Origin of the sequence: Desulfitobacterium hafniense DCB-2 (assembly GCF_000021925.1) — a bacterium.
Lineage (GTDB): Bacteria > Bacillota > Desulfitobacteriia > Desulfitobacteriales > Desulfitobacteriaceae > Desulfitobacterium > Desulfitobacterium hafniense.
The window spans coordinates 3,218,382-3,242,222 of the sequence record NC_011830.1 but is presented as its reverse complement, the minus strand read 5'-3'; the positions used below and the strand labels follow the sequence as shown (position 1 = coordinate 3,242,222).

Here is a 23,841-nt window from a genome sequence, read left to right as displayed (position 1 = left end):
CTAATTGACAAAGTCCACTTCGATTGTTAAAATTGAAACGCGTCTGTGTTGAAATTATATGAAAATTGGGGTTAGATGTTGTGAGCAAAAACTGGTGACCGGGTTCAGATTTATGAAAAGAGCGAGGGAGTATTAGTGAATGATTAAATACGTTATTAAGCGAATTATTCTGGCAGTGATGACGATCTTTGTGGTTGCAACCATAACTTTTTTTCTAATGAACATGGTGCCCGGTGGTCCATTTGTTGCAGAAAAGTCCATTAGTGCGCAAGCTCAGGCCGCACTTCATGAGAAATTCGGGTTGGACAAGCCGCTGATTGTGCAATACAAAAACTACATGCTGAGTGCTGCTCAGGGCGACTTTGGCTTGAGTTTAAAACAACGTGGCCGCACTGTCAGCGATATTATTGTCAGCAAGTTTCCGGTATCAGCCAAGCTGGGCGGTATCGCAGTACTTGTAGCCCTATCGATTGGAATTCCTCTGGGAAGCATTGCTGCTCTTAATCGCGGTAAATGGCTCGACGACCTGATCATCGTCATCGCTACCTGCGGCATTGCCTTTCCCAGTTTTGTTATCTGTACCGTAGGTATGTATGTGTTCGGTGTCTACTTAGGGGTATTGCCGACCATGGGTCTTACAACACCGGCTCATTATATCCTTCCCGTATTTGCCCTTTCCTTCTATCCGACCGCCTACATTACACGACTGATGCGCTCGTCCATGCTTGATGTGATTGGTCAGGATTACATGCGGACAGCTCGTGCCAAAGGTCTTTCTCAGATGAAGAGCCTTTTCAAGCATGCTTTGCGCAACGCCATCCTGCCTGTCATCACTTATGTAGGCCCTATGCTGGCCTTTACTCTGACCGGCAGTTTCATCGTGGAGAAAATTTTCGTCATTCCCGGTTTAGGCGGTCAATTCGTCAGCTCCATCGTCAACCGTGATTACACCGTAATTATGGGCACCACAATTTTCTTGGCGACGCTTGTTATTACCATTAATGCACTGATCGATATTCTTTATAAATTTATTGATCCGCGTATCCAACTCAAGTAGGGAGGGCAGAAAATGACAGAAAAAAATCCGCTTAGCTTACAATTAAAGGTTGAAGATTTTCTGCCTGCAACCGATGCAGAAAAGCAAAGTCTCACCCAAATGCGCCCCGGTGTCAGCTTTTGGAAGGATGCCATGCGGCGGCTCAGAAAAAATAAGGTGGCTATGATCAGCCTTACAGTCATTCTGGTTGTTATGTTTTTTTCTTTTATCGTGCCCAGCTTCTATCCTTATAAATATGAGCAGCAGATCAAGGGCTCTGAATATCTCAAACCCATGACCTACTCCACTCAGGAACAACTGCGCATTGATGCCGGAGAAAAAGTGTTTCCCCATATTCTGGGAACAGATAATTTGGGCCGCGATTATGCTGTCCGCGTGATGGTGGGCAGCCGCATCTCCTTAATGGTAGGCTTAATCGCTTCCGCTATCATATTGGTTATTGGTTCGACTTATGGCGCTGTGTCCGGTTTCTTTGGCGGCTGGGTAGATCTCATGATGATGCGTATCGTCGATATTATTTATACAGTACCGGATATTCTCCTGATTGTTCTGATCTCTTTTGCTATCCGGGATCCCTTGGGCATCCTGGCGACGAAGCCCGGTTTTGGATGGATTCAGACGGTGGGGCCCAACCTGATCAGTATTTTTCTGGTGTTTGCCCTGCTGTATTGGGTGGGTATGGCGCGGATTGTCCGCAGCCAGGTGCTGGCCCTTAAGCAGAATGAATATGTAACCGCGGCCAGAGCTTTGGGTGCCGGTACAGGCCGCATTATCCGCAAACATCTTCTCACCAACTGTATCGGGACTTTGATTGTTACCACCACGCTGCAGATTCCATCTTCTATTTTTACGGAGAGTTTTCTGAGCTTCCTCGGCTTGGGGGTTGCTGTTCCTTTGCCTTCTTTAGGTTCTCTGGCCAGTGATGCCCTCAACGGCCTGAACAGTTATCCTTATCTGTTGATGGCGCCGGCTTTGCTGATCAGCCTGATCATTCTTAGTTTTAACCTATTAGGCGATGGCTTGCGTGACGCATTCGACCCTAAGATGAAGAGTTAAGGAAGGAGAAACATAATGAATGAGTATTTAGTTGATATACGCAACGAGAGGCTCTCCTTCTTTACCCCTGCAGGTGAGGTAAAAGCACTCAATGATGTGTCCCTGCATGTTCGTGAAGGCGAAGTATTGGGGGTTGTAGGGGAGAGCGGTTCCGGAAAATCGGTTACCTCATACAGTCTCATGGGCCTGACGGCTCATCCTGGCCGCCTGATCGGCGGTGATCTTTATTTCAACGGACATCATATTAATAAAATGACGGAACGGGAACTCCGTGAGATCAGGGGAAATGAGGTATCGATCATTTTCCAGGATCCGATGACCAGTCTCAATCCGGTCTATACCATCGGCAACCAGATCCGGGAGGTCATTCTTCTCCATACCAAGAAGACCAAGAAAGAGGCCAACGAGCGTGCCCGGGAACTTTTGCAGTTAGTAGGCATTAACGAACCGGAAAAACGCTTAAAGCAATATCCTCATGAATTATCCGGCGGCATGCGTCAGCGGGTGATGATTGCCATCGCTTTGGCCTGTGAGCCCAAGCTGTTGATCGCTGATGAACCGACGACCGCTTTGGATGTGACGATTCAAGCCCAGATCATCGAACTTATGATCAATCTGAAGGAAAAAATGGGGATGTCCATTATTCTGATTACCCACGACCTGGGTGTTGTGGCCGGTATGTGTGACCGTATTGCCGTTATGTATGCCGGTAAGGTGATTGAATCCGGCACCGCGGATGAAATTTTCTATCAGCCATCTCATGAATATACCAAAGGCTTGCTGCAGAGCGTGCCCAATATCAATGATCGGGAACACAAGCAATTGGTGCCGATTGAAGGTTTACCGGTGGACATGCTCAATCCGCCGGCGGGTTGCCCGTTTGCTCCCCGCTGTCGTTCATGTATGAAAATTTGCCTGAGCACTATGCCGGCCTATACCAAGCTTAGCGAAGAACATTACAGTGCGTGTTGGCTTCTGGACAAAGCAAAATTCGAGGGACAGTCGGAGGTTCAACATGATTGATAATAATAAATTGCTGGAAATACAGCACTTAAAGCAATATTTTCCGGTGAAAAGTGAAAAACTGCTTGAGAAAAAAGTTGTCAAAGCTGTGGACGATGTGTCCTTCTCTATCAATAAAGGTGAAACCCTGGGTCTTGTCGGAGAGTCAGGCTGCGGCAAGACGACCACAGGGCGGACTTTGCTGCGGCTGCATGAACCCACCGGGGGTAAAATCTTCTACGCAGGAAAAGATATTACTCATGTGAATATGCTGCCTTACCGGCGGAAAATGCAGATTGTCTTTCAGGATCCCTATGCCAGTCTTAACCCGCGCATGACTGTAGGGGACATTGTGGGGGAGGCCATCGATATTCATCGTTTGGCAGCCAATGCTCAGGAACGCCGGGACCGTATTGTGGAGCTTTTAAGCCTGGTGGGCCTGAATACAGAACATGCCAACCGCTATCCCCATGAATTTTCCGGCGGACAACGCCAAAGGGTGGGCATCGCCCGTGCTCTGGCTGTAAATCCTGAGTTTATCGTCTGCGACGAACCTATTTCGGCGCTGGACGTATCCATTCAGGCTCAGGTAGTCAATATGTTTGAAGAACTTCAGCAGCGTATGGGATTGACTTATCTGTTTATTTCTCATAATTTGAGCGTTGTCAAGCATATATCTAACCGTATCGGCGTTATGTATCTGGGAAAGCTGGTGGAGCTGGCCGACAGTTATGAACTGACCTTTCACAGCGTCCATCCTTATACCCGCAGTTTGATATCGGCGATTCCGATTGCCGACCCCAAGGTTTCCCGCAGCACTCAGCGCATCGTGCTGGAGGGCGATGTCCCCAGCCCCGTCAATCCCCCCTCCGGCTGCCGTTTCCGTACCCGGTGCGTTTACGCCGACCAGCGGTGTGCCGCCGAGGAACCGGAATGGCGCGAGGTCTCGGCCGGTCACTTTGCCGCCTGCCATCATCTGGACCGGGTGCAATGATTCCGTCCTTTAAATTATTTACCGTGCCCATGTCACGGTGAATGATAAATATCCAAAAGAAAAAAGGAGGAAAAGAATGTCATGAAAAGAAAAAGTACCCTAATACTGGTCGTCACCATGATTCTGGCTCTGACGCTTACCGCTTGCGGTAACCCGTCCGCCCCTGCCCAAGCTGACGGCGACAAAAAGCCAAAACAGCTTGTGGCCCAGATTGGCCCTAACCCCGAGACCCTCGATCCCGCACTGAACAGTGCCGTGGATGGTGGCAACATGCTTTTGTTTGCCTTTGATTGTCTGCTCAATGTGGACAAAGACAACAAGATCATTCCTGGCGCCGCTGAGAAGTGGGAGACCAGTGAAGATGGTCTGACCTGGACCTTCTATCTCCGTGAAGGACTGAAGTGGTCTGATGGATCACCTCTGACTGCCAAGGACTTTGTCTACAGCTGGAAACGGGTAGCCGATCCTGCTACTGCTGCTCCCTACGGTGAAACCGTACTGGGCATGGTCAAAGGATTTGACGAAGCTGCCGGCGGCAATCCCGATGCCCTGGCTGTTTCCGCACCTGATGACACCACTTTCGTAGTTGAGCTGGCCAACCCCTGTGCCTACTTCGATAAGCTGGCCGCTTTCGCAACTTTGAGCCCTGTACAACAGGCTACCATTGAAGCCAACGGCGATGCCTGGGCAACCAAGCCCGAAGCCTATATCGGCAACGGCCCCTTCCAAATCTCTGAATGGGTACCCAGTTCCTATATCCTCTTCACCAAAAATCCTAATTACCGCGATCCGGACTCCATCAAGCTGGATTCCATCAAACTGCTCCTGATCGAGGATTCTAATGCTTCTTACGCCGCTTACAAGACTGGCGAAGCCATGATGATCAAGGATGTGCCCACTGCGGAGATTCCTTCTCTTCAAGGTAAGGATGACTTCTATATTGAGCCCCTTCTCGGCACCTATTATCTTGATTTAAACAATACCTTGCCCCAGTTTTCTGACCCCCGCGTTCGTATGGCTTTAAGCTTGGCCATCGACCGCAAATATGTGGCTGATACCCTGATGCAAGGAACCTATACCCCTGCCTCCAATTTCATCGGCACAGGCGTAGCCGACTGGGATGGCAGCAGCTTCATGGACAATGCCAACGGCGGCAAACCTTATATTAATATCGATGATCATGAAGGCAACCTGGCCAAAGCTAAGGAACTCCTGGCTGAGGCAGGTTATCCCGAAGGTAAAGGATTCCCGGCCATCACCTATTCCACTAACGATTCTGCTTATCACAAAGTGGTCGCACAATATCTCCAGCAGGCCTGGAAGGAATTGGGACTTACAGTGAATGTCGAGATCGTGGAGTGGGCCAGCTTCACGCCCCAGCGTCGTGCCGGTGATTATCAAACCAGCCGTGATGGATGGCTGTTTGATTACAACGATGCTTCCAATATGCTGGATCTGATGTACAGCACCAATGGCAACAACAATGCTAAATATAAGAGCGCTGAATATGATGCGCTGATGGATAAAGCTGCTGCAGAAGTTGATCCCGAGAAACGTTCCGGTTACTTGCATCAGGCGGAAGATCATATGATGGCTGATGCTGCTGTCGTGCCGGTGGCTTATTACAACGAGTTCTATCTGCAAAGCCCTAAAATTACAGGTTCCTGGCACTCTCCCTATGGCTACTGGTACTTCCAGTACGCTGACATCGTGGAGTAAAGAACTCTGATTTTAATCATATTCCAAAATGCAGGGGCCGCCGATTTCCGGCGGCCCTTCGGCTAAGGTGCCAAATGACTGGGAGGATGGAGTAAGAGTATGGGTAAACTCATTATTATTGAAGGTGGAGATGGGAGCGGCAAGGCGACCCAGACCCGGAAGCTATGGCGGCGCCTCGCAGATGAAGGGCTGCAAGTAAAAAAAGTGGAGTTCCCCAATTATTCCAGTCCCTCCTCATCTCTGGTCACCATGTATTTGGGAGGAGAGTTCGGCACGGACCCTAATGGGGTAAATCCTTATACAGCATCTACGTTCTATGCTGTGGATCGCTATGCTTCTTACAAAACCCTCTGGGGGGATTTTTACAGCCGGGGGGGGATCATTCTCTCTGATCGATATACCACCTCTAATATGATCCACCAAGCTGTTAAAATCAAAGACCCCGCCGGCTGGGCAAGCTATCTTGATTGGCTGAAAGATTTCGAATATCGCTTAATGGGTCTGCCTGAACCGGACCTGGTTATTTATCTTAATATGCCCCCTGACCTGAGTATCCAGTTTATTGCCGGCCGTGCCGACAAATCCTCGGTTACCAGTCAGGACATTCATGAGAAAAATAAGGGTTATCTTAAGGAGTCTTATGACAATGCCCAAAAAGTCCGGGTGCGGGAAAACTGGCTGACCATAGATTGTGTATCTGAAGGCAGGCTGAAGTCTATTGAGGAAATACACGAGGAAATCTATGCAGTCACCCAAAAGGCCATAGTGTTAAAGTAATTTGTTTTTTTAGACTTTCAAGTTATGTCTTGACAAAGCCAAGTACTTTTAGTAAAGTGATATAGCGGTTGTTTTCGAGCGCTCGTAGCTCAGGGGATAGAGTGACGGTTTCCGAGGCCGGAGGTCGCAGGTTCAAATCCTGCCGGGCGCACCATATGTTACAATGACGTCGCAAGGGATTGCGGCGTTTTTTCATTGCATAACCCAGGAGTATAATCAAAGGGGATTCGTCTCACTATAAGATGATAATCTCAACGATTGCCATCAATGTTTTGAATACATAAGATATATTGCTTTAACAGTCAAGGAAGAAAAGTTTCATGAGGGGTGGGATTTTTTTGAGCTGGAGAGAAGATTATCTTCGGGTGACGTGGGTTCACTTGAAAAGAATTGTGGCCATCATCATAGGAGCGGTGATCGTAGCTGCCAGTATCAACTCCATGATCATCCCCAATAAGATAGCGGACGGAGGAGTCACGGGGATCGCGATTATTGTTTATTATTTGTTCAATTTACCTGTCAGTAAAGTCGTGATTCTCTTAAATATCCCCTTGTTTCTCGTCGGGTGGAAAATGGTTGGACGAGTTTTTTTGGTGTATAGCATCATCGGCGTTGCAGCCTTTTCTTTAGCTTTAGAAGTAACTATGGCAATTCCTAATCCTACCGCTGATCCTCTGTTGGCATGTATCTTTGCCGGTGTTGTCAGTGGCATTGGCATGGGCATTATTTTCCGCAGCCGCGGCTCTTTAGGCGGCACAGATATTTTGGCTGTGTTTTTCAGCCGCACCACCTCTTTTAGTGTCGGGCAGGTTCTGATGGGCATTGACGCTTTGATCTTTATAGCGGCCGCTGTCTTTCTGGGCCCGGAGCGGGCCATGTATGCGATGATTTATATGTTTATAGCCACCAAAGTTATCGACATGGTCCAGGAGGGTCTGAACCCCTCTAAAAGCGTTCTGGTTGTCACTGGAGACCCCCATGGCATCGCTCAGGATATTATGGAGAAGCTGGATCGGGGCGTTACGCTTTTTCAGGCCAAAGGGGCTTACTCCAAAGAAGATAAAGAAGTGGTCTATTGTGTCATCAGCCGGACGGAAATGTCTCAGATCAAAGAAATTATCCGCACTCGCGATCCTAAGGCATTTTTGTCGATTTCCGATGTTCCGGAAGTGGTAGGGGAGGGCTTTTCTACATGGAAAGGACATTAAAGAGGAAGAAAATACCCCATCGCAACAAAAGAAAGCAGCGGGTTCTGCAAATCCTGCTATCTGGAATACTGATCTTGCTCCTCCTTTTGGCCGGTTTGCCCTATTTCCAACATGTCGGCGCCTACCGCGGTGCGGTAGACCGCTATGATTTTGCCGCTCTTACTCAGGAGCTGGCCTGGATAGAGAAAAATGCAGCTTGGTTAAAAAAGCTCCCCTTCATTGCCGAAGGGGAACTATGGCTAAAGCTTAATCAGGGTGAGTATGAGGCAATAGAGCCGGAATTAGTGCACCATGAAGATGATGGTCATCGCTTCTGGCTGTTTCAGCTTTATTTATTAAAAGATAGGCCCGACGAGGCTGAGAAGGTCATTGCCGTCCTTGACAATCCTGCTCTTCAGAAGCTGGCCCAGGGAATGCTCTGGGGGAAGGGCGAAGAACATGAGAAGGCGGTCAATACGTTATTAAGCATCAGTGAGGGAGACCTAAACTCAGAGGACCGGGTATTGAAAAACATTGCCTTGTCCAGAAGTTATCTGGCCTTGGGAAAACTGGAACAGGCTCAGAAATCATGGCAAATGGCGGCAGAGATATCCTCAACACATCCTTTGGTTTCGGAGACAGAGTATGACTTAGCTCTTTTCACAGGTCAATGGGGGAAAGCCAAGGAATTAAGCAGCCAGAGTTCGCCAGTCCAGGCCACCTCATATGGAGAGCAGGTATTAGTGAAAAAAGCCCTGCTGGCCCTTGTGATCGGGGATCGAGAGGGTTATGAGAATACCCTGAAAGCGTTGGAGGCCAAAGAAAACGGGGAAGCTTGCATCCAGTATTTAACGGGGGTTAAAGCCTATGAACGGGGTGAATTTGCTCAGGCGGCAGAGTACTTAGATGGAGCAATTCAAATGGGATTACCGGGTTTCATAAAAAAGGATGCCGCTCAGGCCATGGCACAGGCCAAGGAGCGTATTGAAGCTGAAGGGGCGTTGCAAGCCATAACGGGCAAGCGCTAACCCATCAGAGGCCATTCAGAGTGGTTTAAGAGGACCCTGTTTGCTCCAGTGGCGGGAGATTGCTTTCCGGCGGCCAGGTTTTGGTGGCGCTTTTCAGCAATTGGCTGACAGGGACCAGTTGATAGTTTTTGGCTCTCAGCTGATCGATCACCACCGGCAGGGCTTTAATCGTGTCCGGAGCGGAGTCTGAGGCATGGAAAAGGATGATATCCCCCGGCCCTGCACCATGCCCGTTAGGAAGACCATTCAGCACATTATGGATAACCGCTTCCGGTCCGGGACGTTTCCAATCCAGGGAATCCACACTCCATTGAATGACTTGATAGCCGAGCCGTTGTGAGACACTGATCAGTTTATTATCATAAGCCCCGTTAGGTGGTCTCAGCAAGGAGATTTTCTGACCGGTAATCTGTTGAAGAACTTCGTGGGCACTCATAATTTCACGCTCAATCTCTCCCGGGCTTAACGTGTTTAAATCAATATGCCGATTGCCATGGGAAGCAATTTCGTGACCGTCCGCCACCATGCGTTTTACCAGATCTTCATGTTTGGCAGCCCAGGGGCTGGATAAAAAGAAGGTAGCTTTGACGCCCTTTTCCTGCAAAATATCCAGAATCGGTTCCGGGGTTTTTTCTCCCCAGCTGATATCAAAAGTCAGGCCAATTTCACTGGTGGTAACTTCTGCTGAGTAAATGGGCTTGAGCTTGCTGGAAAAGACTGCTATAACATTTTCACGATAAGCAAGGACTACGAATAAGAGGATAGCCCAGAGCATAGCATTGCGCAAAGCCGGTCGTTTAAAGACAATAAATTTCATGAATTATCCCTCCCTCTTCAAAAGATATTCAAGGTCCGAACGGAACATGTAAAGAGAGGCTGTACTAATTCATCGAGATTATTCAGTGATAAAGAAAAAGCACCAGCCGGTGCTTTTAATAGTTTAATGTATGAACATTTCTTAACGGCTGAATCGTGTCCCCAGGATAAATCTCAGGAGATCATAGCCAAACAGGAGCTTAAGAAAAAGATGAAGGACCAGGATACTGGTGACAAAATAAACGGCAATACGAATGACTACAAAAGCGATGGAGAAAAACCAACCAAAAACATGACTCAGGAGTATCGCCGAAAAATAAAGGGCAAGGATCAAAAGAATAATTTTCAGGACAATAACCCAATTGGAAGACGGAGCAGGACGATAAGCGTTCATAACAACACCTCCTACGTAATTTAGATTAACATATTTCGACCTTACTGTCTAGATTGTTAAACAATTCGCCTATAGGCTTGTTTTCGCGCCAAAAAGCACCTCTCTGCATATGATGACTATGATACGGAGGGGATGCTGATGAACGATAACAGCTTGGAATTTTGGCGAACCCTAATGGAAAAAGGCACGGCCTATTTGGGCCAAACAGATTATGTGAAAGCGGAAGATTATTTTAAGAGAGCAGTGCGGATCGCCCACCATCTCGATGTACCCTTAGTTAAGGCTTTTTCCTTACGTTTACTGGCGACGGTTCAAGTGAAGCAAGGCAAGACAGAAATCGCGGAGAAAGGATTCCGGGAAGCTCTGCAAATCTGTGAAAAGGTCAATAACTATAAAGGAATGTCCGAAGCTTTAGCTGGTTTAGCCAGTGTGGCCGTGGAAAAAAACAATTTTGAAAACGCCCTGCACTTCTATCGCCGGGCTATTGAAGTATATCCTCCTGAGTCGCCGCCCCTTCGTTTGGCTATGCTGTACAGTGATTTGGGTCAGGCTTATTCGGCCCTGGAACGTTGGCAGGAAGCTCAGGATACTTACAGGAAAGCCATGAATTTGTGTCACAAGTTTAATTATCCCAAAGGAGAAGGGGAGTTAAGTATCCTCATTGGTGAAGTTCATTATCGATTGGAGGATAAAGACCAGGCCATACTATGTATACAACATTCCTGTAAAGTCTTCGCCGGGAGCAAAGAAGAAGTATCGCTGATCAACAGCCTGCAATACTACGCTTTTATGATGTTTGAACTGCAGAGACTTGAAGAAGCATTAACAGCACTGCAAAGGGCGGTTGTGCTGCAGATGAGAAATAATTTATGGGAAGACGTCAGTGAGTCGGTCTATTTTATGGCAAAAGTTCTGCAAGGCTTAGGAGACCTGGATGAGGCTCAGTACTACCTTGAGCTATCTATAAAATGCTGCCCCGATCATGAGCTCAGCCTGGCCCTGCGTTTACAAAGCATAGGGAGGCTTATGGTCAGAAAGGAAGAGTACGGCCAGGCTAAAAAGTACTTTTTGGAATCTGCCGCCATTTTTGAGCTTCTGGGAGACGATCTCCGCTTAGGTGAGTGTTATGAATATTTGGCCTTTCTTCTTGACGCCTTGGGAGAAGAGGAAGAAAGTGAATACTATCGGAAAGAGTCCAAACGGATGATTGCCGGTTATCATGCCCATTCCTTGAATGCAGTGCAGCGGTTAGCCGAATATTATGAGCGCCGCAAGCAATATCTGGATGCCTTGCAATGTTATTGGCAATCCATAGAGATTGCCCGGGACATCGGGTATGAGACCATGGATTTGGAACGGGCGGTACAAAGAGTTTCCCGCAAGGTTCGTCAGAAGAAACATTGATAAATTGTGCCGGAATACTAGGAAAGATTCCATTTTTCGGTTAGAATATGGATATAGCCAAGAGAAGGATATGTGAGGGATTGCTGTGAAATTAGAAGACATGCTCCTTTTGGAAAGCTTGGAAGATATCCATCAGGTGATCGAACAGTCGCTGAAGAAGATTTCTAAAGTCCGCTCCGTTCATGTCCATCATTTCGAAGAATGGGCAGAGGAAGTCAGGAACCATCGGAGAATATTCGAAGAAATTTCTATTCCGGCCCGGTTGATCATTGAACATCTCATCCATTGCCGCCATAAATCAGGGCAAGTATCATTGGAAACGGGCCAAATGTCCCTGGCTTTTTCAAGCATTGGCAGTATTAAAGTTGAACAGTTCGGAATCATTAAAATAAAATGTGGGGAACTGGAGACCTTGTGGCGGGACAGCAACACCAGCTATTATTTTTATCCAGACAAAGTGGAACTGCGGGCTGCCGATGAGAAATCAGCGATGAAGATACTTTTTACCTATGCTTTCACTCAGCAGATCGTCGAGAAGTTTCCGGAACTTATTCACTGCCCCAATGTGGCGTATATTCACCCCCAATTGGAACAATGGTCAAGGCAGGTGTAAACTTATGGCTAATCTGGAAAAGGGTTTAATTCAGATTTATACCGGTAATAATAAAGGAAAGACAACAGCTGCCTTAGGCTTGACTCTGAGAGCGGTGGGGCATGGCTATCATGTTTTTATCCTTCAGTTTATGAAGGGCCGTCAGGATTATGGGGAATTGCAGGGATTGAAACGTCTGGAGCCGGAATGCCGGCTTGAGCAATACGGCTCACCGGGATGGGTCTTTAAAGGACAAGCTGAGGAAAATGATCGCCGCGAGGCCCGGGCAGGTTTGGAGCGAGCCCGGGAGATCATGCTGTCCGGGGAATGGGATATCGTCATCCTTGATGAAATCATCAATGCCATCTGGTTTGAACTGATTCCCGAAGAGGAGGTCATAGAACTACTGGCTCAGAAACCTGAGCAGGTAGAGATTATCATGACAGGCCGCAATGCATCACCTCAACTGATAGAGAAAGCTCATCTTGTCACAGAGATGGTGGACATTAAGCATCCTTATGAGCTGGGGATCCAAGCCCGCAAAGGGATAGAGTATTAAAGGACAGTTTTTATTTTATTTTATTCTATTTGATTAATTATCGGAAATTTGAGAAAATTACCTATAATTATGACTAGATTTAAAATAAAAACTATGGTAGAATAAGAGCAAGAAATTACTTTCACATAAAACGGAGGTGTAAGTCATATGTATGCAGCAAAATATGAATCCATTAAGACGGGCATCCCGGATCGCTTACCAAAGTTTAAACGTGGCGACCGCGTGTTAACCTATAATTCAAAAATGGGAACCGTGGTACGCTTGGAAAAAGATGAACTCGGTGAGTATTTCGTGGTTCAATTAGACGTCTTTTCTGGAGAATATGCTTATGACGCCAAAGATTTGACAAGATTGCAGTAGTAATATAAATTCCTTGCATAAGTTTGTAATAAGTTTGTGATTAACGCTTGTGGAGCTGAAAAGCCGCAGGCGTTTTTATTTTGCCCTTTGAACCTTTGCTAAGGTTTCGCCAGGGGAGGAGAAAACTAATGTCTCTTCTTTTTAATTAAGGCATATATTTAGATTAAGCCTTGTAAGGTATGATGTATAGCGAAAAGGAGGACTACGATGGAAGTAATACAATGGCTTAAAAATTATCGGGATAGAGAAGCTGCCTTGGCATGGAACGGAACCTTTACGGAATATCTGTTAAAGATCGTTGAGAACCCCAAGCTTGCCATGCACGCCCATGCACGGATCTATGAGATGATTCGTAAAGCAGGGATTAAAGAAGAAAATGATCATAAGAATTATGCATTCTTTAATAAAGAACTCTTTGGCATGGAGAAAACCTTGGAGCGTCTGGTAGAAGAGTATTTTCATTCGGCAGCGAAACGACTGGATGTCAGAAAGCGGATTCTTCTGCTCATGGGTCCTGTCAGTGGGGGCAAGTCCACCATTGTAACCTTGCTGAAAAAGGGCCTGGAGGACTATACCAGGACGGAGGAGGGCGCCGTTTACGCTATTGATGGCTGCCCCATGCATGAGGATCCTCTCCATCTGCTTCCCCAAGTCCTGCGGGAAGAATTCGAACAGCAATACGGAATTCGTATCGAAGGCAATCTTTGTCCGGTCTGCCGGCTGAGAGTGGAAGAAGAGTTCCAGGGCCGTGTAGAGGATGTACCGATCAAGCGGATCATTTTCTCCGAAGAACAGCGGGTAGGCATCGGAACCTTCACTCCCTCTGATCCTAAATCCCAGGACATCGCAGATTTGACGGGAAGCATCGATTTCTCCACCATCACCGAATACGGCTCAGAATCGGATCCCCGAGCCTATCGTTTCGACGGTGAATTGAATAAGGCCAATAGAGGTCTTATGGAGTTTCAGGAGATGCTGAAAAGTGATGAAAAATTTCTCTGGAACCTGCTCAGCCTGTCCCAGGAAGGGAATTTTAAAGCAGGGCGGTTTGCCTTGATTTCCGCTGACGAGCTGATTATCGCCCATACCAATGAAAACGAATATAAATCCTTTGTGGCCAATAAAAAGAACGAGGCGCTTCAATCCCGGATTATCGTGATTCCAGTTCCCTATAACCTGAAAATCAGTTCTGAGGTTAAAATCTATGAAAAGCTGATCCAGCAAAGCGATCTTAAGGGGATTCACTTGGCTCCTCACAGCCTCTGGACGGCTTCGGTCTTCAGCATCATCTCCCGGCTGAAGCCCTCCAAAAAGCAAGGTATGGATCTGGTCAAGAAAATGCGTCTCTACGATGGGGAAGATGTGGAAGGGTTTAATCAGAAGGATATTAAAGATATTATGACTGAGGGTGAAGAGCAGGGAGAAGGGATGAGCGGCGTTGACCCCCGCTATGTTATTAATCGTATCTCAACAGCTCTCATCCGCGATCACAAATCCTGTATCAATGCCTTGGATATTTTACGAGCACTTAAGGATGGCCTTTCCCAACATACTTCCATCACCAAAGAGGAAAGAGAAAACCTGGTCAATCTCATCGCGGTTGCCCGCAAGGAATATGATGAAGTAGCGAAAAAAGAAGTCCAAAAAGCCTTTGTTTATGCCTATGAAGAATCGGCTAAATCCTTACTCAATAACTACCTGGATAACGTAGAAGCCTATTGTAACTCCAGCAAGCTTTACGACCCGATTACGGGAGAGGAGCTAGAGCCGGACGAGCAGCTCATGCGCAGTATCGAAGAGCAGATTGGGGTATCGGAGAATGCCAAGAAGGCTTTTCGGGAAGAAATACTGATCCGCATTTCAATCTATGCCCGCAAAAACAAGGCTTTTCAATACACTTCTCATGAGCGGTTAAGAGAGGCTATTGAGAAGAAATTATTTGCCGATCTTAAAGATGTGATTAAGGTGACGACTTCAGTATCCCATCCGGACCAGGAGCAATTGCGCCGCATTAATGAAGTGACGGATCGCCTGATTCAGCTTCATGGGTACTGCCCCATTTGTGCCAATGAAATCGTCAAATATGTCGGCTCCCTCCTCAATCGTTAAGGAGGATGAACCATGAGTGATGATATTATTGTCAGCCGGGAGGATTGGGGCTTACATCGCAAAGGCTATCTGGATCAAAACCGGCACAAAGAGAAAGTTCAGGAAGCGATCAAAAAGCAGCTTGGGGATTTAATCGTTGATGAAAGCATCATCCTCAGTGATGGCAAAAAGGCTACCAAAATACCGATGCGCTCCTTAGAAGAGTTTCGCTTTCGTTTTGATTACAACAAGAAAAAGCACACAGGCCAAGGAAGCAAAAGAATGCAGGATGGCGATATCCTGGCTCGGGAAAGCCAGCGCAAACAAGGGGCCGGTAAAGGTCCGGGTGCCGGAGATGAGCCGGGAGTCGATATTTATGAGGCTGAAGTCACTTATGAGGATCTGGCTACACTTCTTTTTGAGGAATTGCAGCTTCCTAATTTGGATGATAAAAAACGCCCCTTGATTGCTCATGATAAACCGGAATTTAAAGATATTCGCAAGAAAGGCCTGATGGCCAATATTGATAAAAAACGCACTCTTATCGAAAGCATCAAACGGCAGGCCTTGGCCGGCAAGGATCAAGACCTCAAAATACTTCCTGAGGATTTGCGCTTTAAGACCTGGGAAACTCATCCTAACTATGAAACCAATGCCGTTATCCTGGCTATGATGGATACCTCAGGGTCCATGGGTCAGTTTGAAAAGTATATATCACGAACCTTCTTTTTCTGGATGGTGCGTTTCTTAAGGGAAAAGTATGAAAATGTGGAAATGCGCTTTTTGGCCCATCACACTGAAGCGAAAGAAGTCACGGAAGAGGAGTTTTTTACCCGGGGAGAAAGCGGTGGAACTCGTTGTTCCTCCGTCTATCAACTGGCTTTAGAAATTATCCGGCGGGATTATCCTCCTGCCCACTATAATATTTATCCGGTTCATTTTACTGATGGCGATAATATTGGCTCAGACAACACCCGGTCCTTGAATCTGATGCAAAAGCTTGTGGACGTGAGTCAGGTAGTTGGCTATGGCGAGATTCTCAGAACCCACTACTCCAGCACCCTCATGTCCTCTCTAAAGCGTATTACGGATCCTAAGCTCCGCTTTGTCACGATTCGCGATCGCCAAGAAGTTTATGAAGCGCTGAAAACGGTATTTTCTTAGCCGTGCCGGCGCCGGCAGAGGATGAAAAAAGTCAGGAGAGGTGTCTATGGACTATGAGGTGACAGAACTCAGCTATTATGCTCAAGAAATTGCCAAGGTGGCCAGAGGCCTGGGGCTTGACTTTTATCCAGTGCATTTTGAGGTCTGCCCGGCTGAAGCGATTTATTCTTTTGGGGCTTATGGGATGCCGGTGCGTTTCACACATTGGAGCTTTGGCAAGGCTTTCTATCGTATGAAAATGCAGTATGATTTGAATCTCACCCGGATCTACGAACTCGTCATCAACTCGAATCCATCTTATGCGTTTCTGTTGGAAGGGAATCGCTTAATCCAGAACAAGCTGGTCATAGGCCATGTCTATGCTCATGTGGATTTTTTTAAGCATAACCGCTATTTCCGACGAACCCCTCAGGACATGGTGCTGCGCATGGAAGCTCATGCCCGGCGCATGCGGGACTACGAACTGGAGCATGGCCGGGATAAGGTGGAACAAACCTTAGATGCGGTATTAGCCATCCAAGAGCATGTGGATTTCAGAGCCCATTTAGGGCCTCAAAAAAGCTCTGCCGAAGACTCCAACAAAAAAGGCGGAGCGCAAAAGAAAATTTCCGTCCACCTAACTGAATATGCAGATCTTTGGGATAGAGAAACTGATGATGAAGCTGAGGAAAGATTACCGGAAGAAGACCTGCTGCTTTATTTAATGACTCACTCTTCAAGCCTGGAAGATTGGCAGCGGGATATATTGAGTATGATCCGTGAAGAATCCCTATACTTTTATCCCCAGATCGAAACAAAAATCATCAATGAAGGGTGGGCCACCTTTTGGCATTCACGAATTATGAGAGAACTGGACCTCACTGACGCCGAGGCGGTAGACTTTGCCGTAATGCACAGTCAAGTCGTACAGCCTGCAAAGCTGCAGCTCAATCCCTATTACTTAGGCGTTAAGATATGGGACCATCTTGCTGAGCATTATGACTGGGAAACTTTGTTTGAAATACGAGAGATGGAGAATGACATTTCCTTTGTGCGCAATTATCTCAATCAAGAACTGGTTGAGGAACTCAACCTCTTTAATTATCGTAAGGTAGGTGCCCACTGGCAAGTCATGGATACCGCCTGGGAGAAGGTGCGCGATAACCTGGTTAAGCAGCTGGTCCATGGCGGCCATCCCCGTATTTTAGTCATGGATGGGGATTACGAGGGAAAAGGCGGGCTCTATCTTGTTCATGGTCATGAGGGACTCGACTTGGACATTGTTTATCTGGAAAGAACTTTGCAGCTGCTGCAGACATTGTGGGGCAAAGGTGTTTATCTGGAAACTGTGGTGGATGGCAAAAAGATTCTTTTCGAATGCACGAGCAGCGGTATTTCCCGGAAGAGCATGGCAAAAGTTCAGGATAGGCAGAAAGAGGAACAATAATGAAGCTGTTTCCGCCGGGGGTATCTGCGGCAGAGGGGTAAAAGGTCTTGGCTCGGGTCGCGTAGCTTTACGCACAACGCGTACTCCATAGCTCCGGCGCTGGTCAACTCGCTTTCTTAACAGCATCTGCGGCGGATAAGTAGGCTTTGTAGCATGCCGCCTTGAGCGAAACTGTCCACTGGACACTTTCGCCGCCAAACCTCAGGGTAATACCTGATGTGAACCGTGGCTCCGCTATGTTAAGAAAGCCTCGTTGACCTGACCGCCCCTCCGCTAAATCCGTCCGCTTTTGTACGTAAAGCTACTGCTTGCGGGCCCCCTTTGGGCCGCCGACCCTGCCGCCCCCAGCGGCGTCGGCAAGACGGAAAAAACAGCTTGGGTCGCGACTCATCCCGCAAAGCCTGCATGCAAACACCTGCAAAGCAGCCCAAGGATTTTGCTTTACGGAAGAGAGCGAATTTAAGCGAGCGGAAACAAAACTTCGCGAAAAGCCTGCAGCGGAGTCGGGTTGGAAACAGGACGTTTCCAACCGGCCATTGAGCAGGAGCGATTTGGCCGGGTACCCGACGGAGCGGAGGGCTTTGAGCGGTAGTTTTGTCCGCACAGCTTATGGAGCGACCGCTGTAAAGCAAAATCCTGGAGAAATTCCCCAGGACTTTTGCGCAAAACAGCTTCAGAGGCATGACCCTAAAGAAAGCTCTACCTACGGAGAAAGGAGGACCCCTCTTGTTAGAACAATTGCTGACCACACTGGGAGAGTTCGTCGTCGAATTGATTTCCAGCCTGGGCTACTTTGGCGTCTTTCTGGCCATGGCCATCGAAAGTGCCTGTATCCCTCTCCCCAGTGAAATCATTCTCCCCTTTACGGGATATATGGTCTACATAGGTCATTTTGACTTTTGGACGGCTACTTTAGCGGCAACCTTAGGCAATCTTTTTGGCGGTCTCGTCGCCTATTATGTGGGTGTCCGGGGAGGCCGGCCTTTTATTCAGCGTTATGGACATTATTTTTTTATCAAGGAAAAGGAATTGCAGTGGACTGAGCGTTTATTCAGCAGGCATGGGGAAATTACCGTCTTAGTGGGACGTCTGCTGCCCGTGATACGAACCTTCATATCCCTGCCCGCCGGTATAGCAAAAATGAGTGCCGTGAAAATGGCCATCTATACAGTACTGGGGGCACTGCCCTGGTGTATGTTCTTAATCATCGTCGGAGAAAAGCTGGGCGCTAACTGGAACTCACTTAAGCCATTATTCCACCGCCTGGATCTAGTGATTGGTGTGCTCATCCTGGCAGGCATAGGTTATTTCTTTTTTAAGCGCAAGGGCCGCAAAAGGCGGTAAAAAGGTTCTATTCTTTGCGGCAAAACGGGCATACTCCAAAAAATCTGAGCCAATGCTCCTCGATTTGATACCCGCTGTCTTGCTCAAGCTTCCCGGCGATGTTGGAGATGGGGCATTCCCCTATCCATTCTTCAGTACGACCGCATTGGGAACAGATCAGCTGGTGTGAATGATGGTGATGAGATGCCAAGCTTTCCAGACGATATTTTTCGCCGCCGGCACTGAATTCTTCAGATCTCAGTAGACCTAAGCTTTTGAGCAAACTAAGCACACGATAGATGGAGGCGACACCAATAGGAACATTTTCCTGCTGAAGAAGGTTATGAATATCGTAAGCACCTAAAAATTCAGAATGGCTGGTTAAGATGCGGATAACTTTTTTACGTGGGTCAGTAAGGCGATAGCCCTTTTCTTGAATGAGTTGGATGATCTCATTGTAGTCCATTTGTGTTCACCCTTTCTCTGAGGTCTTTACACGGCCAAAACTGCGGCCCAGGCTGACTCGTTTGGGCGAACAGAGAAAGCTCAGTAAAAAGATTACGGCTGCTGTCAGAGCGATACTGGCTCCGGAAGCCACATTTAAATAATAAGAGAGATAAAGGCCGAGGATGGCGCTGATTAATCCAAAAAATACAGAGAGCAGCACTAATTTCTTCAGGGAATGAGTCCACTGAAAAGCCGACGCGGCAGGTATAGTCAGCAGTGCGGTGACAAGAATAATGCCAACGGTTTGAGAGGCCACCACTACGGTCACAGCGATCATGGCCAGCATGGCATAATGCAGGCGTGCACGGGGCAACCCTGTCACTTCGGCCATTTCCGGATCAAAGGCATAATAAACGAATTCTTTGTAGAATACCGCAAGAATGGCAAGAATCACACATGTTGAACCAACAATGATCATCAAGTCAAAAGAACCGATGGATAATACCGAACCGAAAAGATAGCCGGTCAAATTGCTTGAATAGAATTTTAAGGAGCTGATTAATGCTACCCCTAAAGCCATGGAAGTGGAAAAGAGAATGCCAATGGCTGTGTCCAGGCTGACTTTGGCTTTCTCATGAAGCGCACCAATAAATAAGGCAAGACCTATGGTATAGATATTGCCGGCGATGTATAAATTCCAGCCCAGGAGATAGCCGATAGCTAACCCCGCTAAAGAACCATGTGCTAAACCTTCGCCGATAAAGGCCAGACGTCTTAAGATCACAAAGGTTCCTACGACTGCCGTAAGCACTGCCACAGCAATGGTGCCGATGAGGGCCCGCTGCATAAAAGCATATTGCAAAGGCTCAATAAGTAGATGCATATGGAATATTCCCTCCCAGCTGATTTCCCATGAAAGTGCGCTCCAGAATATGCGGGACCAAAACCTCCTGAGGAGGACCAAAAGCGATAACCGTTTGATTGAGGCAAATTATCAAATCAAAATGATGATACTCCAAGGCCGCTAAATCATGGGTAGTGGTAAGGATAGTTATGCCATCGCCGTGGAGGTCCTCAATCAGGCCAAAAATGCTTTGCTGAGAAGGGATATCCAACCCTGTGGCCGGCTCGTCCAATAGCAACAGACGGGATTCCGTGGCCAGGGCCCGGGCGATCAGGACTCTTTGCTGCTGGCCTCCGGAAAGCTGGCCAATCGGGCGATCCTTCAGATTCAACATATTAACTTTGCTTAGGGCTTGCTCCACCAGATGATGATCCTCGGCTCGGGGACGATTAAACCAACCTAACCGTCCGGTCCGGCCTAACAGAACCACCTCATAGACCGAAATCGGAAAATCTTTATCCATGGTTTTCAACTGTGGGACATAGCCTAACTGCATTTTGCGCCGCCATTCCCGAGTCGGCGGCTGTCCAAAAACCTTAACGCTTCCTTTAGTGGCCTGATTCAGGCCGACAATGCTTTTAATCAAGGTGGACTTTCCAGAGCCATTAGGGCCGATGATGCCGACGCAGGACCCGCTGGCAATGCGCAGATTGATATCCCACAAAATATCCCGTTGGGGAAGTGAATAGGAAAAGGAATCAAACTCAACGGCCAACATTGTAAAACCTTCTTCCTGATGTAGGGTGGCTTAGGCTGATGTGGAATGACTAAGGTGAAATTACTTAAGCGCTGTGACAATGGCTGTGGTGTTGTGCTTCATGATCCCGATATAGCTGTCGGTTTCCGGCGTAACGCCAAGAGTATCATTATACAGATCTTCCACGACCTTAATCCCGGTTTCTTGGGCCAGTTGCAGAACAAGCTTGGTATTGAAACCCACTTCACCAAAGATAGCCTTGACCTGATGCTCTTTAATCAATTCGATGAGCTGAGCATAATCCTTTGCCGAAGGTTCAGACTCATCTCCGTGAACCACCGGCCGCAGGACAGTGAGTCCGTACCGCTCTGTATAATAGACCCAGGCATCATGGTAGACGATCAAATCCCGGTTCTCCTGGGGAATCGTAAGAATTTGTTCCTGTATCCACTGATCTAATGCTTCCAGTTCCCGCAGATAGTTTTCGGCATTGGTTTTAAAAATTTCCTGATCCTGGGGATAGGTCTCAATCAAGGCATCACGAATAGATTTTACATAATGTTGGGCATTTTTTACATCCAGCCAAAGGTGAGGGTTTCCCTGGGAATGGTCATGGCCATCACCTTCTCTATGGACTTCAGCTTCGTCGTGAGCACTCTCTTCCTCATGGTCACTATCATGGTCATCAATGCCCAGTATCTCTAATCCATCGGCCAGAATCACCGTGCGCAGATCCTTATTCTGAGAATTGGTGATGAGCTTTTCTAAATAAGTTTCCTGGCCGACCCCGTTGGCGAAGAAGAGCTTGGCCCCGGTCACCTGGCGTACCGCCTCGGGCGTAGGTTCGTAAGTATGGGGATCGCTCCCGGTCGGAACCAAACTGATCACCTGGATGCTCTCTCCACCTACATTTTTAATCAGATCGGCCAGAGGGGAAATGCTGGTAATGACGACCTTCTGATTCATGGTGCTGACAGGTTTTTCAGCAGAGCATCCTGTTGCCAAGAAGACAAGGGAAGCTATCAGGAATAGTTTTAGCCAATGGGAATGTTTAACGAACGAACGCATAGGTTCCTCCTTATTGATATAATATTTCAATAAGAAAGTGTACTTGAAAATACAGGGGATGTCAAATTATCCTTTAAGGAAAATGTAGAAGTGGTAAATGAGGCGAAAAATGGTTATAATCAGGAAGGAAGTGATTTTTTTTAGGAGGATGCACAGTGAGTGAACACGATTTAAATGACAAAAAACCGGTGGTAACTATTGAAATGGAAAGCGGCAGCACCATTAAAATTGAGCTGTACCCTGATGTTGCACCGGAAACAGTGAAGAATTTTGTTTCCTTAGTGGAAAAAGGCTTTTATGACGGAATTATCTTCCATCGGGTTATTCCCGGCTTTATGATTCAGGGAGGAGATCCTCAGGGCACTGGTATGGGTGGATGCGGTTATAGCATTAATGGGGAATTTACTGCCAATGGCTTTCCCAATAATCTAAAACATGAGCGTGGAGTTATTTCTATGGCGCGTACAGCCAATCCCAATTCAGCCGGGTCCCAATTTTTCCTTATGCACGCTGACTCACCTCACTTAGATGGTCAATATGCTTCCTTTGGTCGGATCATTGAGGGCATTGAGGAAGTGGATCGCATTGCCAATGTCAAGCGGGACTATCGGGATAAACCTGTAGAAGACCAGCAAATGAAGAAAGTTACGGTGGAATTTATTTAAAGAGAACTACATAAGCATGACATGGAAAAGGAGAGGGAATACCCCCTCTTTTTCCTTCTGTAAAATGTTCTTGCCGCGGCGATGCAGACATCCTGAGGAGTAGGAGGAGAAAAAGATGTGGCTCTCATCAGAATTTAATCGGATGGCAGAAAAAACCTTCAAGGCCTATGAGCCTGATGATGCCTTTTTTTCCACGTTGCTTTACGGACCTGAGGGGGTCGGGAAATCAACCCTTCTTGTGAAGTGCTGCCAACGGCTAAAGGAGAAAAAAACTATCCTTTATATAGACGCCCAGGACTTTGTCAAGAATTATGCTTTTGCGGCACAAGAAGGAACCCTGTCGCAATTTCGCCTGCGGCTCCGTACCCCTGGGGTATTGATCATGGATCATATAGAAGTGTTAAAAGGAAAGACCCGCAGCATTGAAGAATTCTATCATACTTATGAAGCTCTTTTTCAAAGGAATGGCCGTATCATCTGTGGTTTCCGCGGGGACCCCTCCCAGTTGGGGTTTCTTGGTGAGAAACTCAGCTCACGTTTGCGGGGAGGCCTGGTTGTTCCTATTTTGCAGCCCACTCCGGAGGATATGCTGAACTACCTGCGGCAGATGGCTTATGGCAAATTCTTGATTGTAGAGGATTTGGTTTTAGAATTAATGGCTGAGGAGGCCGCTAATTTTCCAGAAGCTCAAAGCCTTATGAATGGCTTCATCCAATTTGCCAATCGGACGGACAGTGCCCTCGACCATGACGCTTTATTGCTTTATCTCCAGGAACGCAGATACCAAGAGGGACTCCGCCCTTCTCCACAAAATATTATTCAGAAAGTGGCCGAGCTGACCGGGGTTGCCGCGGCAGCTATTTATAGCACCACTCGAACGCCGGAGGTTCGGCAAGCCCGACAGTTAGCAATTTACGGGATACGCAGCCTTAGCCGGCTTTCTTATCCGGAAATCGGCGCTTCCTTGAATAAATCCCATAGCAGCATCATGAAATCTTATCAGCAGTTTCAGGAAGCTGTCCAAAAGAACCCTGAGCTAAGGGAAATGCTTGAGTCATTAGTGAAGTACTTTAATTCTCCGGACGATGAAAAAACGGAAAGATGAGGAGGAAGA

At 47.3% G+C, this 23,841-nt stretch carries 24 protein-coding genes and 1 tRNA gene; 19 read left to right on the top strand and 6 right to left on the bottom strand.

Going from position 1 to position 23,841, the window contains the following annotated elements:
* The first annotated feature begins 139 nt into the window (after window positions 1-139).
* The 9 genes from DHAF_RS15075 (at window position 140) to DHAF_RS15035 (ending at window position 8,820) form a co-directional block, all read left to right on the top strand.
* Window positions 140-1,057, top strand: a complete 918-nt coding sequence (locus DHAF_RS15075) for an ABC transporter permease (protein WP_005811999.1) — start codon at window positions 140-142, stop codon at window positions 1,055-1,057.
* 12 nt (window positions 1,058-1,069) lie between these two features.
* Entirely contained in the window at window positions 1,070-2,113 is a 1,044-nt protein-coding gene (locus DHAF_RS15070; protein WP_005812002.1) for an ABC transporter permease, read from the top strand.
* 15 nt (window positions 2,114-2,128) lie between these two features.
* Window positions 2,129-3,136, top strand: coding sequence for an ABC transporter ATP-binding protein (locus tag DHAF_RS15065; RefSeq protein WP_005812003.1), 1,008 nt, complete (start codon window positions 2,129-2,131; stop codon window positions 3,134-3,136).
* Window positions 3,129-4,109: an ABC transporter ATP-binding protein gene (locus DHAF_RS15060; RefSeq protein WP_005812005.1), complete on the top strand. Its 981-nt coding sequence runs from the start codon at window positions 3,129-3,131 to the stop codon at window positions 4,107-4,109. Before DHAF_RS15065 ends, DHAF_RS15060 begins: the two co-directional genes overlap by 8 nt.
* A gap of 81 nt (window positions 4,110-4,190) precedes the next feature.
* Window positions 4,191-5,828, top strand: coding sequence for a peptide ABC transporter substrate-binding protein (locus DHAF_RS15055; RefSeq protein WP_005812007.1), 1,638 nt, complete (start codon window positions 4,191-4,193; stop codon window positions 5,826-5,828).
* Between the two features lie 99 nt (window positions 5,829-5,927).
* Window positions 5,928-6,605, top strand: a complete 678-nt coding sequence (locus DHAF_RS15050) for a dTMP kinase (protein ID WP_015944337.1) — start codon at window positions 5,928-5,930, stop codon at window positions 6,603-6,605.
* 78 nt (window positions 6,606-6,683) lie between these two features.
* Window positions 6,684-6,759, top strand: a tRNA-Arg gene (locus DHAF_RS15045).
* A 166-nt stretch (window positions 6,760-6,925) separates the two neighbouring features.
* Window positions 6,926-7,813, top strand: coding sequence for a YitT family protein (locus tag DHAF_RS15040; RefSeq protein ID WP_015944336.1), 888 nt, complete (start codon window positions 6,926-6,928; stop codon window positions 7,811-7,813).
* The gene (locus DHAF_RS15035) at window positions 7,798-8,820 is read left to right on the top strand and encodes a tetratricopeptide repeat protein (RefSeq protein ID WP_015944335.1); all 1,023 of its coding nucleotides are present in this window, start codon (window positions 7,798-7,800) and stop codon (window positions 8,818-8,820) included. Before DHAF_RS15040 ends, DHAF_RS15035 begins: the two co-directional genes overlap by 16 nt.
* Before the next feature lie 25 nt (window positions 8,821-8,845).
* Here DHAF_RS15035 and DHAF_RS15030 read toward each other — a convergent pair whose 3' ends face one another.
* Entirely contained in the window at window positions 8,846-9,637 is a 792-nt protein-coding gene (locus DHAF_RS15030) for a polysaccharide deacetylase family protein (protein WP_005812013.1), read from the bottom strand.
* 141 nt (window positions 9,638-9,778) lie between these two features.
* Window positions 9,779-10,030 (bottom strand): hypothetical protein, encoded by a 252-nt coding sequence (locus DHAF_RS15025; RefSeq protein ID WP_015944334.1) that lies wholly within the window; start codon window positions 10,028-10,030, stop codon window positions 9,779-9,781.
* A 132-nt stretch (window positions 10,031-10,162) separates the two neighbouring features.
* Here DHAF_RS15025 and DHAF_RS15020 point away from each other — a divergent pair, with 132 nt between their 5' ends.
* From DHAF_RS15020 to DHAF_RS14985, 8 genes are all read left to right on the top strand, one after another.
* A complete protein-coding gene (locus DHAF_RS15020; protein ID WP_005812017.1) occupies window positions 10,163-11,434 on the top strand; it encodes a tetratricopeptide repeat protein in 1,272 nt (423 codons plus the stop codon).
* Between the two features lie 85 nt (window positions 11,435-11,519).
* Window positions 11,520-12,047: a hypothetical protein gene (locus tag DHAF_RS15015; protein ID WP_011459909.1), complete on the top strand. Its 528-nt coding sequence runs from the start codon at window positions 11,520-11,522 to the stop codon at window positions 12,045-12,047.
* 4 nt (window positions 12,048-12,051) lie between these two features.
* Window positions 12,052-12,585, top strand: coding sequence for a cob(I)yrinic acid a,c-diamide adenosyltransferase (gene cobO, locus DHAF_RS15010; RefSeq protein WP_005812021.1), 534 nt, complete (start codon window positions 12,052-12,054; stop codon window positions 12,583-12,585).
* Between the two features lie 147 nt (window positions 12,586-12,732).
* Entirely contained in the window at window positions 12,733-12,945 is a 213-nt protein-coding gene (locus tag DHAF_RS15005) for a hypothetical protein (protein ID WP_015944332.1), read from the top strand.
* 207 nt (window positions 12,946-13,152) lie between these two features.
* Complete coding sequence (locus DHAF_RS15000; RefSeq protein WP_005812023.1) at window positions 13,153-15,054, top strand: PrkA family serine protein kinase; 1,902 nt, start codon at window positions 13,153-13,155, stop codon at window positions 15,052-15,054.
* Between the two features lie 12 nt (window positions 15,055-15,066).
* Window positions 15,067-16,197 (top strand): sporulation protein YhbH, encoded by a 1,131-nt coding sequence (yhbH, locus tag DHAF_RS14995; RefSeq protein WP_005812024.1) that lies wholly within the window; start codon window positions 15,067-15,069, stop codon window positions 16,195-16,197.
* Window positions 16,198-16,243: 46 nt separating this feature from the next.
* On the top strand, window positions 16,244-17,623 hold the full coding sequence (locus DHAF_RS14990; RefSeq protein WP_015944331.1) for a SpoVR family protein: 1,380 nt from the start codon (window positions 16,244-16,246) through the stop codon (window positions 17,621-17,623).
* 726 nt (window positions 17,624-18,349) lie between these two features.
* Window positions 18,350-18,967, top strand: coding sequence for a DedA family protein (locus DHAF_RS14985; RefSeq protein ID WP_015944329.1), 618 nt, complete (start codon window positions 18,350-18,352; stop codon window positions 18,965-18,967).
* 7 nt (window positions 18,968-18,974) lie between these two features.
* Here the strand turns inward: DHAF_RS14985 and DHAF_RS14980 are convergent, their stop codons facing one another.
* The 4 genes from DHAF_RS14980 to DHAF_RS14965 are packed head-to-tail and all read right to left on the bottom strand — an operon-like array spanning window position 18,975 to window position 22,062.
* Complete coding sequence (locus tag DHAF_RS14980) at window positions 18,975-19,412, bottom strand: Fur family transcriptional regulator (RefSeq protein WP_005812030.1); 438 nt, start codon at window positions 19,410-19,412, stop codon at window positions 18,975-18,977.
* Between the two features lie 6 nt (window positions 19,413-19,418).
* Entirely contained in the window at window positions 19,419-20,276 is an 858-nt protein-coding gene (locus tag DHAF_RS14975) for a metal ABC transporter permease (RefSeq protein WP_005812031.1), read from the bottom strand.
* The gene (locus DHAF_RS14970) at window positions 20,260-21,015 is read right to left on the bottom strand and encodes a metal ABC transporter ATP-binding protein (RefSeq protein WP_015944328.1); all 756 of its coding nucleotides are present in this window, start codon (window positions 21,013-21,015) and stop codon (window positions 20,260-20,262) included. Before DHAF_RS14970 ends, DHAF_RS14975 begins: the two co-directional genes overlap by 17 nt.
* A 60-nt stretch (window positions 21,016-21,075) precedes the next feature.
* Window positions 21,076-22,062, bottom strand: coding sequence for a metal ABC transporter substrate-binding protein (locus DHAF_RS14965; RefSeq protein WP_005812034.1), 987 nt, complete (start codon window positions 22,060-22,062; stop codon window positions 21,076-21,078).
* Between the two features lie 155 nt (window positions 22,063-22,217).
* On the opposite strand from DHAF_RS14965, the gene DHAF_RS14960 reads away from it, so the two are divergent.
* Both DHAF_RS14960 and DHAF_RS14955 read left to right on the top strand, forming a co-directional pair.
* A complete protein-coding gene (locus DHAF_RS14960) occupies window positions 22,218-22,727 on the top strand; it encodes a peptidylprolyl isomerase (RefSeq protein WP_015944327.1) in 510 nt (169 codons plus the stop codon).
* 115 nt (window positions 22,728-22,842) lie between these two features.
* Window positions 22,843-23,832, top strand: coding sequence for a DnaA/Hda family protein (locus DHAF_RS14955; RefSeq protein ID WP_015944326.1), 990 nt, complete (start codon window positions 22,843-22,845; stop codon window positions 23,830-23,832).
* Window positions 23,833-23,841 lie beyond the last annotated feature (9 nt).